The organism is Flavobacterium sp. C3NV (genome assembly GCF_046825355.2).
GTDB lineage: Bacteria > Bacteroidota > Bacteroidia > Flavobacteriales > Flavobacteriaceae > Flavobacterium.
Genome location: NZ_JBKQBJ020000020.1, coordinates 97,611 through 113,540, shown reverse-complemented (window position 1 = coordinate 113,540; position 15,930 = coordinate 97,611). Strand labels below are relative to the sequence as shown.

Annotated in this window: 12 protein-coding genes and 1 rRNA gene; 2 read left to right on the top strand and 11 right to left on the bottom strand. The window is 36.0% G+C overall.

Annotation, left to right across the window (positions count from 1 at the left end):
* Positions 1-75: ribosomal RNA gene (rrf, locus tag ACIDC4_RS22515) — 5S ribosomal RNA — on the top strand; the annotation flags it as partial.
* Positions 76-714: 639 nt separating this feature from the next.
* On the opposite strand, the gene ACIDC4_RS22510 is transcribed toward rrf, so the two are convergent.
* The 9 genes from ACIDC4_RS22510 to ACIDC4_RS22470 all read right to left on the bottom strand — a co-directional run bounded on the left by ACIDC4_RS22510 (position 715) and on the right by ACIDC4_RS22470 (position 8,615).
* Positions 715-1,116: a hypothetical protein gene (locus ACIDC4_RS22510; RefSeq protein ID WP_412045015.1), complete on the bottom strand. Its 402-nt coding sequence runs from the start codon at positions 1,114-1,116 to the stop codon at positions 715-717.
* A 160-nt stretch (positions 1,117-1,276) separates the two neighbouring features.
* The gene (locus tag ACIDC4_RS22505; protein ID WP_412045016.1) at positions 1,277-1,831 is read right to left on the bottom strand and encodes a YceI family protein; all 555 of its coding nucleotides are present in this window, start codon (positions 1,829-1,831) and stop codon (positions 1,277-1,279) included.
* A 5-nt stretch (positions 1,832-1,836) separates the two neighbouring features.
* Positions 1,837-2,217 (bottom strand): c-type cytochrome, encoded by a 381-nt coding sequence (locus ACIDC4_RS22500; RefSeq protein WP_412045017.1) that lies wholly within the window; start codon positions 2,215-2,217, stop codon positions 1,837-1,839.
* A gap of 21 nt (positions 2,218-2,238) precedes the next feature.
* Positions 2,239-3,081: a DUF5777 family beta-barrel protein gene (locus tag ACIDC4_RS22495; RefSeq protein ID WP_412045018.1), complete on the bottom strand. Its 843-nt coding sequence runs from the start codon at positions 3,079-3,081 to the stop codon at positions 2,239-2,241.
* A gap of 7 nt (positions 3,082-3,088) precedes the next feature.
* On the bottom strand, positions 3,089-3,493 hold the full coding sequence (locus ACIDC4_RS22490) for an OB-fold protein (protein WP_412045019.1): 405 nt from the start codon (positions 3,491-3,493) through the stop codon (positions 3,089-3,091).
* Between the two features lie 112 nt (positions 3,494-3,605).
* A complete protein-coding gene (locus tag ACIDC4_RS22485; RefSeq protein WP_412045020.1) occupies positions 3,606-4,484 on the bottom strand; it encodes a COG4315 family predicted lipoprotein in 879 nt (292 codons plus the stop codon).
* Positions 4,485-4,614: 130 nt separating this feature from the next.
* Positions 4,615-7,146: a carboxypeptidase-like regulatory domain-containing protein gene (locus ACIDC4_RS22480; RefSeq protein WP_412045021.1), complete on the bottom strand. Its 2,532-nt coding sequence runs from the start codon at positions 7,144-7,146 to the stop codon at positions 4,615-4,617.
* Positions 7,147-8,046, bottom strand: a complete 900-nt coding sequence (locus ACIDC4_RS22475) for a FecR family protein (protein WP_412045022.1) — start codon at positions 8,044-8,046, stop codon at positions 7,147-7,149.
* Between the two features lie 53 nt (positions 8,047-8,099).
* Complete coding sequence (locus tag ACIDC4_RS22470; protein WP_412045023.1) at positions 8,100-8,615, bottom strand: RNA polymerase sigma factor; 516 nt, start codon at positions 8,613-8,615, stop codon at positions 8,100-8,102.
* 195 nt (positions 8,616-8,810) lie between these two features.
* Between ACIDC4_RS22470 and ACIDC4_RS22465 the strand changes: the two genes are divergently transcribed.
* Positions 8,811-9,827, top strand: coding sequence for a hypothetical protein (locus tag ACIDC4_RS22465; protein ID WP_412045024.1), 1,017 nt, complete (start codon positions 8,811-8,813; stop codon positions 9,825-9,827).
* 496 nt (positions 9,828-10,323) lie between these two features.
* Here ACIDC4_RS22465 and ACIDC4_RS22460 read toward each other — a convergent pair whose 3' ends face one another.
* Positions 10,324-12,327 carry a RagB/SusD family nutrient uptake outer membrane protein gene (locus tag ACIDC4_RS22460; RefSeq protein WP_412045025.1) on the bottom strand — a complete coding sequence of 668 codons (2,004 nt, stop codon included), beginning with the start codon at positions 12,325-12,327 and terminating at the stop codon, positions 10,324-10,326.
* 12 nt (positions 12,328-12,339) lie between these two features.
* A complete protein-coding gene (locus ACIDC4_RS22455) occupies positions 12,340-15,708 on the bottom strand; it encodes a SusC/RagA family TonB-linked outer membrane protein (RefSeq protein ID WP_412045026.1) in 3,369 nt (1,122 codons plus the stop codon).
* Positions 15,709-15,930 lie beyond the last annotated feature (222 nt).

The following is a 15,930-nucleotide window of genomic DNA, read 5'->3' as shown; positions in this document are numbered from 1 at the left end:
ATCCCGAACAGAGTAGTTAAGCCCGCCTGCGCAGATGGTACTGCAGTTATGTGGGAGAGTATGTCGTCGCCTTTCTTTTGAAAACCCTGTTTCTAACGAAACGGGGTTTTTTGTTTTAGATTGGTTTTTGGTTTGGTTTAACCGCAAGGAACGCTAAGGTTTTTTAGGTTCTTCTGGATTGATAAGTCCGCAAAGCTATTCGGTTAATGTTGGGATTTAGGATTTGGAAATTGAAACCTTATTAAAAGTTCTTATTAATATTTTACAGATAGGCCGTTTAAGCCTTGATGGTTACCTTGTATCCCAATGGTTGAAAACATTGGCCATGTTGCAAAAAAGTTATAGATTACTGAATAAGGGAATAAACGTAATATTTTAGAATTTCGAATTTTAGAAATTGGAATTTCTTTTGAAAATCATATTTCTATTTACCTCTAAACTGCGTTAGGGATGGGAGCAGTATCCTTTTGCGAAACACTATACTTCTGGCGAAGCCAAAACGTAACCTCTCTCGCAAAAGATTTAGCGCAAAGACTGGTCCGCCGCGGCGGAAAACGCCCAAATTATTGATTTTTCGATGGTAATTTTTTATCTTGAAAAAGACTTTATAAGTATAAAACGTTATTGTTCACTTTTAACAACAGCGTTTATTAATACTATTTAGGGAAACAAATCTTTAATCTATTTGGTTATTGGTTAACTGTTTTTATTAAATTAAGATTTGTTATTGAGGTTAAAATGCTGTTGAATTTGTTTAGGTGCTGCGATAACTTCTTTGCGAATAGCATCAAACCATTCTACTTCTTTAGTAACTTCTGCACAGCATTCGTTTTTTGAATTAAAAAAGAAACTTTTAATACTGATCTTGTCATCTATATAGCAATGTTTCATTTCAACAAAAAAATGTTCGGTAAATATTAGATTTTTATGACATACAAATTCATGATTGCCTTCCTGTAAACTCAAATGCAAAGTATTGAGTTTTTCTCTTGATAACCCGTTATTAAATAAAAAATGATAGAATAAGCGAATTGTGTATGAAATGTATGCAGTGTTCTCCATTACCATGTTATCGTTTACATCTTCACCAGTAACAATATAATTTTTGGAAATCATTTTATATTTTAGTTAAGGTTAAAAAAAAGAGGTCAGCTATTAAGAAACTGACCTCGCAACATTAGTCATGTTTAGTGATCTTCAAGATCAAAAAGAGATTTATTTAGTTAACAGTGGTGGTAATTTCTGTTGTCTAAATATTTAGTGTATCAAAAAGAGATTATTTAACTAATAAAAAATTGTAATTGATCTTTATTTTATCAGCAATTTTTTTTCTAACCAGATTTGGTATTTCTATATCAAAGTCTTCTGGTTTCACTTCAAATGAGCCAATGGCATTAACCCCGTTGGCAGCTTTTGAAACTTTTATGATTACTGTTACAGGTTTTGTTTTTCCGTGGATGGTAAGATCTCCCTTAAAAGTGAAATTTTTAGATGTATTAGTAACTTCAGCAATATTAAAATCTTCTATTTTACCTTTTAATGTGGCTTTTGAGAACTTTTCCGACTCCATGTAATTTTCGTTGAAATGTTCTTCCATTAAAGCGACTTTGAAGCGGAATCCTTTTATAAGGATCAAAGCAGCGAAATCTCCGGTAGACTGCTCCAAAACGGCAGATACACTTTTATTTTCCGCGGCGACTTCTTCATTAGAAGGCGTTGAAGCCTGGAATTTGATACTTCCTGTTTTTGTGATTAACTTTTGAGCAAATCCATCTGTATTTACGGCAGTAAGCAGTACTAACACCAGGAGTTTAATAAATGTTTTTTTCATGATCATTAATTTTCTTTTAATCCGTCAGTATTCCATTTTAGAATGATATCGATATTAGCCTGAGACATTCTTCCAGCCTGTGGCATAATCCCCTGTTGTCCTGTTTGTAATTGAATTCTATTTAGTAAACCAGCACTTTCAACTGCCGCTTTAACTTCGGCATATGTAGTAAGAGGCCTAAAACCTGCAGATCTTCCGCTTTGGTGGCAGCCGATACAATTGGCATCAATAATTGCTTTAGCATTTTTAGTATAGCTGAATGTGGCTGCGGGGTCAGGGTTTGGTGTTACCGTGTCTGGCGGTGTTTCAATATCCTGATAAGTGTCAGAATCACTGCAACTTGTTAATGCAGCAAGTAAAATTGCAAATGCTATTGCCTTTTTCATAGTTTATTTTGTTTATCGTTATTAAAATACTCTGTATAGGTTAAATCCAAAAAAGAAATCCCCTTTTCCCCAGTCACCAGAGGCATTGGTAAGATATCCGCTCTCACTCATGGATTGTGAATTGGTAAATATGAGTTGGAAAACGTGTCCACCGGTTTCTACATCAAGACCTACTGATAATGGATTTTTGTAAAATTCAGGTTTATCAAAGTTGTGCATATACTCTAAGTTGACAGATAACCTTTTCGTTATTTTGTAACGTCCGCCGCCGCCAAAAGAAAACTGATTATCTCTTTCGATAGCAGGATTGTACAAGTTTTTATGCACGAATGAGGGTACTAATTCTAAAGACAGTTTTTGATTTACTTTTCTGGATATTAAAAGCTGTTGCACGTATGTCATACGGTGCTTAAATTCTAATCCGGGATATTGGTCTTTTTCCAGAAATGTATTGATATCAGCAACACTGTATCCTACAATATCTACAGGAAAATTGGCATCTTGTCTCATCATTCGGTATTTCAGTCCGGTTTCATACATTTTGTTTAAGGTATGTCTGGAAAGACTTACCGATAACCAATCTGTAACGCCATAAATACCACCGAGTTTTGTAGTGGCATTATCAAGACCAAAAAAACTGTCAAAACCGTCTTTAACAGTTCCAAAACGGTGCGAGACTACAAAATAGAATTCTTTTTTGGCAGCCATTTTTGTGGTTTGTAATGTTACCAGTTGTAAAGCCTTAAAAGTTGCCGTTGAGTAACTTTCTTCTACCTGGGTAGAATCAAGATCCTTAAGCAGGTCATCCTGCGAGTATGCCATGGTAGCGAGAAAGAGGCAGATTGGGACTAAAAATTTCTTCATAATAGGATTAATTGTTTGGTTTATTTATGGTACACTGGTCTAATTTAACTTCTTGAAATAGTTCATCATAACCAATGCATTTGCCTTTCAATGTTACTTTTTGATGGAGATGTTTCTCTTTTATTTGTTGGGTAAACAGGCAAAAAACAGTATTTTCAAGTGTAATTACAGCATCAGTTTCTTTGGTTACGATACCAGTGATTTCAATAGTTTTATTGAGATATAAGGCATCTGCTTTCTTAGGATCGGAGTTGTATTCTTCAAGTAATTTTGTAGCTGTTATACTGAAATCCGGCATTTCTGATGCTATATTGCGTGCTTCCTTAAAAAGGAATCCGTAATAAAAATAAATGCCTGCAGAGGCCAGGATTAATAAGCCCGCAATTACAAATGCGATTTTTTTTCTTTTCATATTTTTAGGTTAATTTTTCTGGCAGGGGATTTTCTTTTATTTCAAACTAGCCTAATGAAGATTAGACTAGCTGAAATAGAGAATGCTATAGAAATTTTACTGAAGCTGATTCTTAAATTGCAAGTGGAGAATCTTTTACCGGTACCGGCCAAATTCCCGGACTAGGGAAACTAACACCTTTGTTAGCGCCTCTTACGTTGGCATCTTGTCCAAAATAATATAGTGGCCAGCCATTGTACGTTAGTTGTGATTTACCAAAAACGGTAATAACAGAAAATTTAGATTTGTCAAGAATAGAAGGAACCACCACTTTGTCTGTTTCATAAATTGGCCAGACTGCATTGTTAGAAAAATCTGCTTTTGTGAAGTTGTTCTTTTTAAAATTGTCATTCTTAAAAGTATACAGCGTGATCCCTTTGGCATCTGTAAAGTAAGTTGTTAAGCCATCTCCTTCAGTATAGTCTGATTTGTAGTTTTTCTGGTCATGGCCTTTCAGCTGGCTTCTTACAATCATGATCGAATAATCCGGTTTGGCTATAAACCAAACACCGCCAACTCCGTCTCCGGTTGTTTTACCTGCACTTTCTAATGTATTGGCTCCGTTTACACTTGGTGCGTAATAATATAGTGGCCATCCTTTGTAGGTTAGCTGCTTTTTAGCCGATGCAGTGGTGATGGTTCCAAAGTCTGATAGGGTTAGTCCTGCGCCTAATTTATCAGCAGTTAAATTATCTACATTAAAAGCTGGCCATACCGCTTCGCATCCTCCTGTACAAGAGGCTTGTCCATTAGCATCTGTTGCGAAAAAATATAAGGATCTTCCGTCTTTATCAGAAAGATAAGTTCCCAAAGTCGCACTTGTAGAAAGGCTAATCTCTTTTTTTACTTCGACAGTAGGAGGAGTGTTACTATCGTTGTCGCTGCTGCAGCTTACGAAAAATGTTGTTGCTATAAGAGCAACTAAAGCGAATTTAATTTGTTTTGATTTCATTGTTTTACTTTTTGATAAGGTTCAAGAGTAAAACAGTCATGATTTAAATTACCCTACCAAAAAAATATTATTTTTTCAAAAAAAATAAAAAAGAAGGGATGTTGATTTCTTACAAATCAAATAGATTATGCTATAAGAATATTCTAAAGCTCACATTTGGAGTTCTTTGCAGGGCAAATGTTTCCACTTCTTCAATAGAAGTTGTTAGAGAACTTATTCTGTAATATTCGCTGATTTCATTTTTCCTGTTTAGGATATTTAAAATAGAAATACCTAATTTGTACTGAATTCCATTCGCTGTTTCCCATTTATAAGTCGAGGAAATATTAACCTGTGAAAAAATGTGCAGATTGGTATTGTTTGGTCTGTTGTACACTAATACAGGATCCGAAAGATCAATTTGGGAAACATCTGGAGAAGTTTTTGGTCGTCCGGAAGACCATTTGGTTCCTACGGCAATTTTAAAATTGTTTTTCTCATAAATTCCTGCCCAGGATACGGTATGTGTTAACTCAAAGTTATTGGGAAAACTATGAAATTCATAATTGGTAAAATGGTAATTATTATTGTTGTATGTATAACTAAGCCAGGTAAGAAAGTGATTCATTCTTTTTTGAATCAGGACTTCGGTTCCTATAATTTCATAATCGCCAGTTGTCTTAACAAATTCTAATTGGTTTTGGAATCCCTGACTAGAGGTGGTGATTCCGCTTACTTTTTTATAAAAATTTTCCATTCCCAAGAGCCAGTCTTGCTGTTTATAGAATAAGTTTAAGGAAAGCTGTCTGCTTTTTATAATAGGAATAGTGCTGTTATTGGAGACAATCCAGCGTCTTTTTTCAATACCGAAATAATCTTTCTGCAAATCGATGATCTGCTGTGAGTTTTGGCTTTTCAGCTCACCCAAAAGTTCTAAATTCAGACTTTTGCTGATGCCATAGCTCGCTTGCAGCCGGGGTTCCAGACTGTATTTTTTAAATTTTTCAATATAATTCGTGCGCATTCCGGCCTTGATATAGATTCTGGAAAGCGTGTCATTGTATTTTCCTTCCAAAATTAAGGCGTGGGTTCTTAGCACATCTTTTACCCTGCGATAGAAATCAGGATTAGTAACACGCTCCAGATTGGTAATACCTATTTCGTTGTATTGATACCCATCGTTGAAACTAAATTTCGAGTTAATTATATGGTTGTTCTCTATATTAATTCCATTATTGTTAACCGTGTTTTCCTGGATCACGATTTGATTTCCTATAGTCGTTTTTTGGTTTCCCAGAAGTTCATAGGAAGAGTTGTATATATTAATTTTAGTTGTATTAAAGTTGTTCCAGTTTCTTCTCCACGATAGATTCCCGCCATAATTCTGCTGACGTAAAACATTGTTTTCTGATTTGGTCATATTGTATACTGTGGCACTCTGAAAAACTTCAAGATTGTCCTTAATGGTAATTAAGTCCAGTATTAACTGGTCTTTATTTCCAATTTTTTGAGCATATTTCAGTGTAGCATCATAGAAGCCAAATTTTTTATCACTTTTATAGTCGATATTTTGGTTTTGTGAAAAATCAGTGATGGTTGTGTTTTGAAATACTTTATCAAAATATTCTCTGTAAGTTGGGGTTTCTACATAATCAGTGATTGATTTTCTGGCTGAAATTTCGATATAGCTTTTTTTCGAAAGATTATACTTTGCATAAACATCAGCATTGATCATATTGATTCCTGCACTAAAGGAGTTTTTTTCTGGTGTTTCAGGAGTAGAGGAAATCGCGACTACACTCGACACGCTTTCTCCGTAAAAAGCAGAGCTTCCGTTTTTATAGATCGAAATGGTATGCGCCAGATTGGGATTGAAAACGGATATCAGACCAAAAAAATGCCCGGTTTGAAACATTCGTATTCCATTCCATAAAAACAAATTCTGGTCGTGCGTTCCACCGCGCACATTAATGCTGGCAACACTTTCGTCAAGACTGTTTACACCAGGAATTTGCTGCATGGTCTGCAAAGCATCGGGTTCGATAAGTCCGGGAAGAATACCAAACTTCTTGGGTTTTATTTCAAAAGAACCATCAGTATTTTTTGAAATTCCCGAAGCGAGAACAGCATTGGCCTTAATTTCTTCAAGGGCTGTAATTTCAGGTTCTAATAAGATTTGCAGGCAATTATCAGCATCTGAAGTAGCTGCTACTATTTTTCGGGTTGTAAATCCTACGTGACTAATGAGAAAAGCAGTATTGCCCTTTTGTTCCAACTCGAAATAACCGTTGGAATCTGTACTAAAATGGTCTTTACCTAAACTGATATTGGCGTTTTCAAGAGGTTTACGGTCTGTCGATGAAAAAACGTATCCGCAAATTGTACTGGATTTGGAGTCTTTTTTATAAATATTAATGAATTGATTTCCAATATTCTCAAAAGATAAATGGGTTTTTTGAGACAGGTATTGCAGTTTCTGGTCCAGGGAAAGTGATTTTTTTGGAGGATATATTTGCAGCCCGTCAATAAGATCTCCGGTATAATTAAAACTAACCTGATGCTGTTTTTCGATAGCAATTATAATTTTTTTAAAAGGCATAACTTTTCCTTTGTCCTGAGCAAAAAGATTCAGGACAGAGAAAAAGGCAATAAACAAAAAATGAAATTGTTTGGGGAATAACATTTATTTTTCGTCAAAAATTATGGTATTGTTGGAGGTTTTCTTAGCCTCTAAATGATACGTTGTACTAATAATCTGCAAGGCTACATCCAGGTCTTTAGCAGGTAATTTCCCTGTAAATAAAGCGGTTGTATCTTTGGTATGCAATTCGATTTTAATGTTATATTGTCTCTGAACTTCGTCTAAGAGGCTTTTAATGTTTTCTTTATAAAAACAGATTTGATTGTTCATCCATTCGGGCTGTAGAGAAACGACACTTCTTTTGACTTGTTTTCCGTTTTCAAAACTAACGCTTTGCCCGTGCGTTAGAAGAATTTGAGTGTTGGCATAATTTACTTTTACACGACCTTCATAACACACTACATCAAACCTGTTTTTTCGTGCTTTTACATTAAACTGTGTTCCTAAAACCGTTACTTTGCCCAGATTGGTGTGTACTTCAAAACGTCGGCCTTTGGCTACCCTGAAATAGGCTTCTCCTTGTAATTCAAGATGTCTCTTGTTGTCCCAATTCCATTTTTTATACCGTATTTCTGAACCGGAATTTAGTACTACTTCAGAATTATCAGGCAAAGAAAAAGTGGTTCTTTCTCCAAAATCTGCTTTTTGTGTTTGAGGAACCAAATATTTCAGCGCAAAGGTAATCCCAAGGGCCAAAACAAAGATAGCGGCTGCCCGAAATGCCCATTTTTTATATAATGGAACCACCTTTGGAGTTTGTTTTTTCTGGCTTAAAATGTTCGATAACATCGCATTTTCATCCAGATCAGCAACCTCGAGATGGTCTGTATACATTTTTATCTTTTTGTATTTTTCAAAATCGGGGCTTGCTTCAAATTCAGCTAATTCATCCGGAGATAAATCATTGTTGAGCCATTTTGCCAATAAGCGATTTTTTTTCATTGTACTGCTATTATATCATTAAAACAATTAGAACTAATTTCACCCTACTTTTTTTATATATCAATTTCTTTACGCAAGCTTAACAAAGCCAAATGAATGCGTTTTTCTACTGCCTTGACGCTAATATTTAGTTCCAGGGCAATTTCGCTGTATTTCTTTCCGTCGATGCGATGCATCAAAAAAGCTGTGCGTTGTTTTTCGTTCAGGTTTTCAATGGCTTTTAAAAGTTTGACCTGAAATTGTTTTTCTTCCAGTAGATATTCAGGATTTTCATTGGTTTTGTCTAAGCCGGTAAAGTTTTTTTCATATTTCAATACCACTTTCTGATGTGCAATTTCGTTAAGACTGCTGTTATTTGCTATAGTATAAATATAGGATTTTGCTTTTTCTAATGGCACCGAAGCACAGTTTTGCCAAAGTTTGACAAATGCTTCCTGCGCTACATCTTCTGCCTGATCGATATTGCCAAATTTGTAAAAAAGAAAATTCCGAAGCGCTTTTACATGGCTTTTAAAGAAAGACGAAAAGACGATTTCGTCGCAAGTGTTTGATTGGGCTTTGTCTGGCATTTAGATTTTCAGTTTACGTTGCAAAAGTATTTGTTTTTAATTTAAGTAGGGTAAAAGCAAAGCTGATTGTTTTATAGAAGTATAAATGCGATTACCTTTTGATGATTTAGTACAGAAGAAGCAACGGAATCCTTTGATGTCGAATTTATTAAAAAGCAATTCTTGAAATTTTATTACCTTTGTAAAAATATAAATATGTTCCCTTTCAAAAAATATTTAGTATTAGCGGTTTTCCTGTGCTTGTTGTCTTGTCAAAATGAAACAGAAGATCAGGACAATCATATAGACGGAACTATTACCAATACTTCTCCTCTTACTACTTATTTGCAAAGGGTTGCCATGGTTCCTACCGTGCAGGATAATGTAATAGACGGCTCGAGTTATTGTACTATAAAACTGCCTTATACCGTTACGGTCAATAATACACAAATTGCGGTTACTACCAAAGCCGATTATCAAAAAGTAATAGACAATATCAACGCTAATGGTTATGATGATGATATTGTAAATATAAGTTTTCCGGTTACTATGGTGTATTACAACTACATCCAGAAAGTGATTCCTAACCAGGCTGATTTTAAGGAATTAATTGATTACTGGAATTCTTACCCGGATTTGTTATCTAAAATAAACGGACTAAACATTCATTACCCTATCACGATTAATACTTATAATAGTGCCAATCAGGTGGCAACTTCGGTAACGATTGCAAATGATCAGGCGTTTTTCAATTTTGTAAAAAACCTGAATTCGAGTTCTTATATCGCTCTGCAATATCCGATTTCCATAACTGATTACAACAACCAGACAAAATCAATTACCAATAATCTGGAGTTCGAAAATGCTATTAAATATGCGATTGATTACTGTCCGGAAAACAATATATCGACAATCGATTTTACTGCGACACTGACGAATGGTTCATGGGATATTCCTTATTATTTTGCCGATTCAGAAAAAACTTCGCTTTATAGCGGTTATTCTTTTGTTTTTAAAAGTGACCAATCGTTAGTGGCTACCAAAGGAGGTATTTCTGAAACTGGTCAATGGGAAAGTACGGTACAATATGGCGTTAGGGAATTGAAAATAAATTTTAGTTCTGCAGGACTCGGTAAATTGAATAGTAGCTGGAAATTGTTTGAATTTAATAGTTCGCAGATACGACTCCGCAATGTAAGTGGTAGTACTCAGTACCTTTATTTTGAAAAATAAATAGGAAACATTATTGTCATTTTTGGATAAGTTTTTGTTCATATTTATTGGTAGTTCGCAAAAAATTAAACCCCTCATTTTTAGAGTTTGGATTTTATCCTGAAGTGGGGGATGGGAATTTCTTTTGAAAATGAAATTTCTAATTACCCGTAAACTGCGTTAGGGATGGGAGCGGTATCCTTTTGCGACATACTAGACTTCTGGCGCAGCCAAGCCAAAATCTCTCTCGCAAAAGATTTAGCGGACAGCCCGGTCCGCCGCGTCGGAAACGCCCAAATTACTTATATTAGAAAATATCTTATATTCTGGCATTCATATTCGAAAAGCAAAAAAAACTCCATAACCAAAAGAAGGAATGTTTACATTATCCAGATTAATGGATTTTAGAAATCATCTTCTTTTTGTTATGGAGTTTTATAATGTATGGATTATAAACTTATAGTATCTATTTACGCTCTTTTTTCTTCATACTTTTATTTAAGAGAGCAGATAAATTTTAAATTTTATTTTCGTCTTCAACAGCATCCTGCCATTTATCCCAGACTTTAACACCTGCATTGTAGCCATCATAACCGTAGTTCTGACTTAACTGTCCTTTAATATTAGGTTCTATAGCAAGTCTAAATGGAATTGGCCAGTAATTATTACGTTTGTCCATAGAATAAAACTTTACACCTGGCTTAATAGAAATACCAGCTGGATATTTGTTATAAAGAGTATAATGTACAATACGTTGGTACCAATAACTTCCTCCAACTGCATCTGTCCCGGATTGTTTGTCCCAATTATCTTTGCTGTAAGTTTGGCCCCATTCGTCTGGTTTTCCGCTAAGAGCCAAACAGTGTGAAATACGTTTTAGCTCTACATTTCTCCATTCTTCGAGATAAAGTTCTCTTCCTCTTTCTGCACAAATGTCACCAATAGTTACAGTAGTATACATTTGCGAAGCTTTTGCTCTTGCTCTTACAACATTTACATCCTGAGCTGCTCCAGAGGTATTACCTTGATAAAAACGAGCTTCTGCACGTAATAGGTAGGTTTCGGCTAAACGGTAGATGTATAAATGAGCACTAGCTCCTGCAGTAGCGCCCTGAAAATCATTGGCTGCCGGATTCGCTTCGGCTACAACATCATGCATAAAGATTTTATAATGAGGGAAATCATACCAATCACGAATAGAATCTTGTGCTAAGAGTTTGCCGGAAGCATCTCTCATTCTAAAATTTTGTCCAGCCCATGTCGCACTACCACCTGCTCCGGGAGCATATTTAAGATCTTCCATATTCACCCAGTTTCCAACCGTGCTGTTATGTCTAAGATCCTGTTTATCCTCGATATGATTTACAACCCACATAGGATGCTGTGAATAATAAGAACCACTGATAACACCAATGCCGCGTCCTATTGCTCTTTGATAATCATATTTTGCATTATAATTCGTTTTATCGGTTAGTGGAAAACGCGGTGCTGCTGTTTTACCGTCAGGAGTAATTAAATTAGCATCATTCCAGTTAGGTCCAAAAATTCTCATCGAAGAAAATGCTAAAAATGATTGTGCTCCTCCATTTGGGGCAACCAATATCGCTTCAGTATTAGCAGAGATCACTTTGTTCTCAGGTCTGTGCAAATCCCAGATCACATTTCTGGTAATAGGCCATGCAGTAGGATTTCCTCCCGGATCAAAAATTCCTAAAGTATTTTGTACCAAAGAATAACCTGATTGATTAATCAAAATATTAGCTTGTGCTTCTGCATCAGCAAATCTTCCGGAGGCTAAATAGCACTTAATTAATAACTGACGGCATGCACCTTTGCTCACCATACCTACATATCCTATTTTTGATTGTTCCGGTACAAATTGTACAGCTTTCTCCATATCCGCCGTAATCATTTCAATGATGGCTTCCTTTTTAGTAGAGTAATAACTCTGTTTAGGAACCGACAAGATTTTGGTAATCAAAGGAATGTCTCCAAATTGATACACCAGATTAAGATAACGATAGGCTCTGTGAAAATAAGCTTGCCCGATATATTTATTTTTAACTTCTTCGGATAAAGTGGTCACATTACCAATAAAAGTTAGTACGGTATTCGCATTTTTAATACCCGTATAGGCTTCTGTCCATAGAAATCCAAGATAAAGCGCTTCTCCGCCTGCGTCTCTTCGAAAATCTCCGGTAGGAACAATAGTATTGGCGTAATCAGCAATATTACTACCTGTATCCGTTTTTCCATAATGAGCCATATCAGAGAAAAGATATTCTGAAGCAATAGGCACACTTACACCAGAGTAACCATAGTGAATATAATTATTACGCAGTTGTTTATCACAAAGTGCCAAAGTGGCCTGCAAGCCGGCTTCGGTATTAAATGTATTTTCAGGTTCGTAAAACGAAAGCGGATCTGCTTCAAGAAAATCTTTCGAACAGGAACCAAACAAGGCAGCCAATACAATAAGAGGCACCAGTCTTGTAATTTTATTTTGTATATATCTTTTCATTGTTGATAATTATTAAAGTTGGAAATTAAAGCCTAAATTAAACTGTCGTGTAGCCAATCCTCCTGTTTCCGGATCTCCAAAATATTTCCATTCTTTAGAGGCAGACCATGTTGCAACGTTTTGAACTGAAGCATAAATTTTTATATTTTTAATATGCACGCGATCTAAAAGGTCTCTTGGAAGCGTATAAGCTAACGAAATGTTGTCCAGACGAATAAAACTGCGATCATACAATTTTCCCGGTGCAACAGGAGTTCCGGCAGGTCCTTTAGCGTCAAGACGTGCCCAGTCATTTGTTGGGTTGTCAAGTGTCCAATACGGATTTACGTATGGGTTGAAGTTGAATTTATATAAACTGGCATCGTTGAAAGTATTCATATAATTTGAATTAAGTGATTTACCTCCCACATTGGAATACATACTGATTGCCAAATCCCAATTTTTATAAATCTTAAAATCATTACGAAGCGACCACTGTACAGGAGAATTTGAATTTCCTAAAAACTGCTTGTCTTTTTCATTATAAACTGCTTTTTTATAAGGAACACCATCTGGTCCTACTGCATCTACATCGTCTGTAGTATAGCTGTTGGCTACTTTTGGATCTCCGGGACGCTGTCCGTATTTTTGGGCTTCTTTCCATTCGTCTTTTTGCCAGATACCCGTCACGCGATAATCCCAGATTTGAGAGATGGGTCTGCCTATAAACCATCCGTTAGCGGAATCGTTACCCTCTTTTTTTCCAATAACATTCCCATTGTCATCCTTAATATCTACCATATTACCGTATAATGAGACAATTTTATTTTCGTTATAAGATATTCCAAATGTAGTACGCCATTCAAAGTTTGGTTGTTTCATATTAAGAGTGCTAAGACTTAATTCAAAACCTTGATTTTGAACCTCTCCAAGATTGGTTGCAATGGATGAAAATCCAGTAAAACCAGGCAGGGATTGACTCATAATCATATCATGAGTAGATGATTTGTAGAAGTCTAAAGTAGCCGTTACACGATCCTGTAAGAAGCCTAAGTCAAGACCAATATTTGTTGATGTTGTTTTTTCCCATTCCAGACTTGGATTTGCCATTCGATCAAGTGCTAAATATTTAATTTCAAGCGCTTTTCCTGAAGGGTCTAAATACCCCATTGTTCCGGTATTTACAAGGTTTGCAAAAGAAACGTAAGGATCTGCAAGTGATCTGTTTCCATTTCGACCCCAGGACAAACGCAATTTTCCTGTGCTCATCGCATCCCAATTAAACCAGTTTTCGTTTTTAAAGGTCCATGCCACCCCAAAAGAAGGGAAAACGGCGTAAGGATTTGAAGCTCCAAATGCAGAATATCCATCACGGCGGACAGTCGCTGTAAGCATATAACGATTGTCATACGAATAGAAAAGTCTTGCCATCAATCCATCTGCCGTTTCATGTGTGTCGTTTGATCTAATTGCGCTATTTGCCATTGTTGCAGTATTCACAAGATGAAATCCTAAAGCGTCTGATGGCTGAATATTATACGCATCCATTCCGTCTGACCAATAACGGCGTTCTTCAGCTTCCTGAACAAAAGTGGCTACGATATGATGTTTTTGAGCAATTGTATAATCCCAGGTTAATGTATTATTCAGGTTGTAATCAAATCTTGTAGCATTATTTCTATTCGCCCCAGTGGTAGCTGCAGGCCAGTTTGGGTTTTGTGTTGACCTGAAATAACGATCGTGATAAAATTGATAACGGGGAGCAATGTTAAATGAATAAGTGATCCCTAAAGGCAAACTTACCTTTGCATTAAAAATGGTATTCAATGTTGTATATCCTGTTTCCTTCTCAATAAATTGGCGTTCGTAGTAATAGTTATAATTCTGCCCGGAAACATTTTTCCCCATTGGCTGTCTTTCATAATTGCCATTTGCATCTCTAAAGGTTCCAAATGGGCTGGTTCTCATCATATTATTATCCCCGGCGTTTGTACCTAAAGAGGGCGTAATATCTCCGTCTGATCGGTCCTGAAAATTAACGTTTATTCCAAGATCAAGCCAGTCTGTAACTTTAGCATCCACTTTCATATTAGAACGAGCTGACTTATAATCATTTCCTACAATAGCTCCTTCTGAAGTTAAATAACCAAATGACATATAATAATTGACTCTCTCGCTTGCTCCGGAAATACTCAAATTATTATCATGATTAATCCCGGTTCTAAAAGAACTGTTACTCCAATCGTGTGTTTTATCTGCTAAGAAATTAGCCATCAGCGAAGGGTCAAAATTCAGTCCCAAACGTGCTCCCCATACTTCTTTCGAACTTTTTCCTGTTGTCTGCGCATTTGGTTGGTAAGCTAACCATTGGGCTTCAGTAATACCCCATTTGGCTAAATCATTAGGGCTTGAAAAATACCCCGGTTTACCAGCAGCAACTGCCCCTGATATCCACGCTTCGTATTGCCCGGTTGTTGTATTGGCTCCATAAGTTTGAGCAGTTTCCCAATCTTCACGATACTTTAAATATCCCTCTGGAGAATACACACCGCGATAAGCACTCTTATTGCTAATCGTTGTATTGGTAGTAAAACTAACCATAGGTTTACCTGTTTTACCTTTTTTGGTTGAAATAAGAATAACACCCGCTGCTGCTCTCGATCCATATACAGATGCTGCCGATGCATCTTTTAAAATATCAAGCTGGGCAATATCATCAGGATTGATTTCTGAAAGTTCACCATAAAACTGCATTCCGTCTAAAATAATAAGCGGAGAGTTATGAGAACCTGCAGTGTAAACAGAAGTCTGCCCACGAACTTGTATATTTCCTCCTCCTTTTGCAGAAGGATCATAACCTACTCTTACACCCGGGGTTCCTCTTAAGATATCCTGAACGGTCTGAGGATTTTGGTTGGCTAATTTATCTGGTGTAACCTGAACAATTGCACCCGTTAAATCCTTTTTCTTCATTTTACCATAACCTACTACAACTACCTCATCTAATGAAGTGGTTGCTTTTTGCATTTTTATAGTAATTGAAGTTTGTCCCTTTATGGTCACTTCTTTATTTGAATAGCCCAGAAAAGACACTATTAATACTGCATTCTCGTTATCTACTTTTAAAGTAAATTTTCCGTCAAAATCTGTTAAAGCAGCATTTTTGGTCCCTTTTTCTAAAATGGTTACTCCCGGCAGCGGCATACCGTTTTCATCATTAATCTGTCCGGTAATGTTTTTTTGCTGTTGTACATTTTGATACTCTGTTGTACTCGTAGAACTAACAGCGTATCCATCAACCTGAGATAAAGAAAGTAAGACGCAAAACAGCATTACTCTCTTATTCAAATTAAATCCAGATACGCGATCAGGACTTTTTTTAATCCTAATAAAATTTGTCATTTTTGGTTGGTAATTGGTTAATTAATTAGTTAGTTTGAAAAAATCACAAGCGACAGTGGTAAAAATCGATTTGTGATTTACCGTGCAAAATTGAATAATTATGGTTTTCGGGAGGAGTAATAAAATACGTTTTTGGGTATACTAAAATCTTTTTTCTGAATTTACATGTGTTTTTGTCTTAAAAAAATGACGTTAATTGAAAAATAACACAGCAAAAAAAGT

Bases quoted from the DNA above. Each gene is read 5' to 3' on its own strand.
- ACIDC4_RS22490 (WP_412045019.1), bottom strand. From the start codon at position 3,493: ATGAAAAGAAAAAAAATCGCATTTGTAATTGCGGGCTTATTAATCCTG.
- ACIDC4_RS22470 (WP_412045023.1), bottom strand. From the start codon at position 8,615: ATGCCAGACAAAGCCCAATCAAACACTTGCGACGAAATCGTCTTTTCG.
- ACIDC4_RS22475 (WP_412045022.1), bottom strand. From the start codon at position 8,046: ATGAAAAAAAATCGCTTATTGGCAAAATGGCTCAACAATGATTTATCT.
- ACIDC4_RS22500 (WP_412045017.1), bottom strand. From the start codon at position 2,217: ATGAAAAAGGCAATAGCATTTGCAATTTTACTTGCTGCATTAACAAGT.
- ACIDC4_RS22510 (WP_412045015.1), bottom strand. From the start codon at position 1,116: ATGATTTCCAAAAATTATATTGTTACTGGTGAAGATGTAAACGATAAC.
- ACIDC4_RS22465 (WP_412045024.1), top strand. From the start codon at position 8,811: ATGTTCCCTTTCAAAAAATATTTAGTATTAGCGGTTTTCCTGTGCTTG.
- ACIDC4_RS22495 (WP_412045018.1), bottom strand. From the start codon at position 3,081: ATGAAGAAATTTTTAGTCCCAATCTGCCTCTTTCTCGCTACCATGGCA.
- ACIDC4_RS22460 (WP_412045025.1), bottom strand. From the start codon at position 12,327: ATGAAAAGATATATACAAAATAAAATTACAAGACTGGTGCCTCTTATT.
- ACIDC4_RS22480 (WP_412045021.1), bottom strand. From the start codon at position 7,146: ATGTTATTCCCCAAACAATTTCATTTTTTGTTTATTGCCTTTTTCTCT.
- ACIDC4_RS22455 (WP_412045026.1), bottom strand. From the start codon at position 15,708: ATGACAAATTTTATTAGGATTAAAAAAAGTCCTGATCGCGTATCTGGA.
- ACIDC4_RS22505 (WP_412045016.1), bottom strand. From the start codon at position 1,831: ATGAAAAAAACATTTATTAAACTCCTGGTGTTAGTACTGCTTACTGCC.
- ACIDC4_RS22485 (WP_412045020.1), bottom strand. From the start codon at position 4,484: ATGAAATCAAAACAAATTAAATTCGCTTTAGTTGCTCTTATAGCAACA.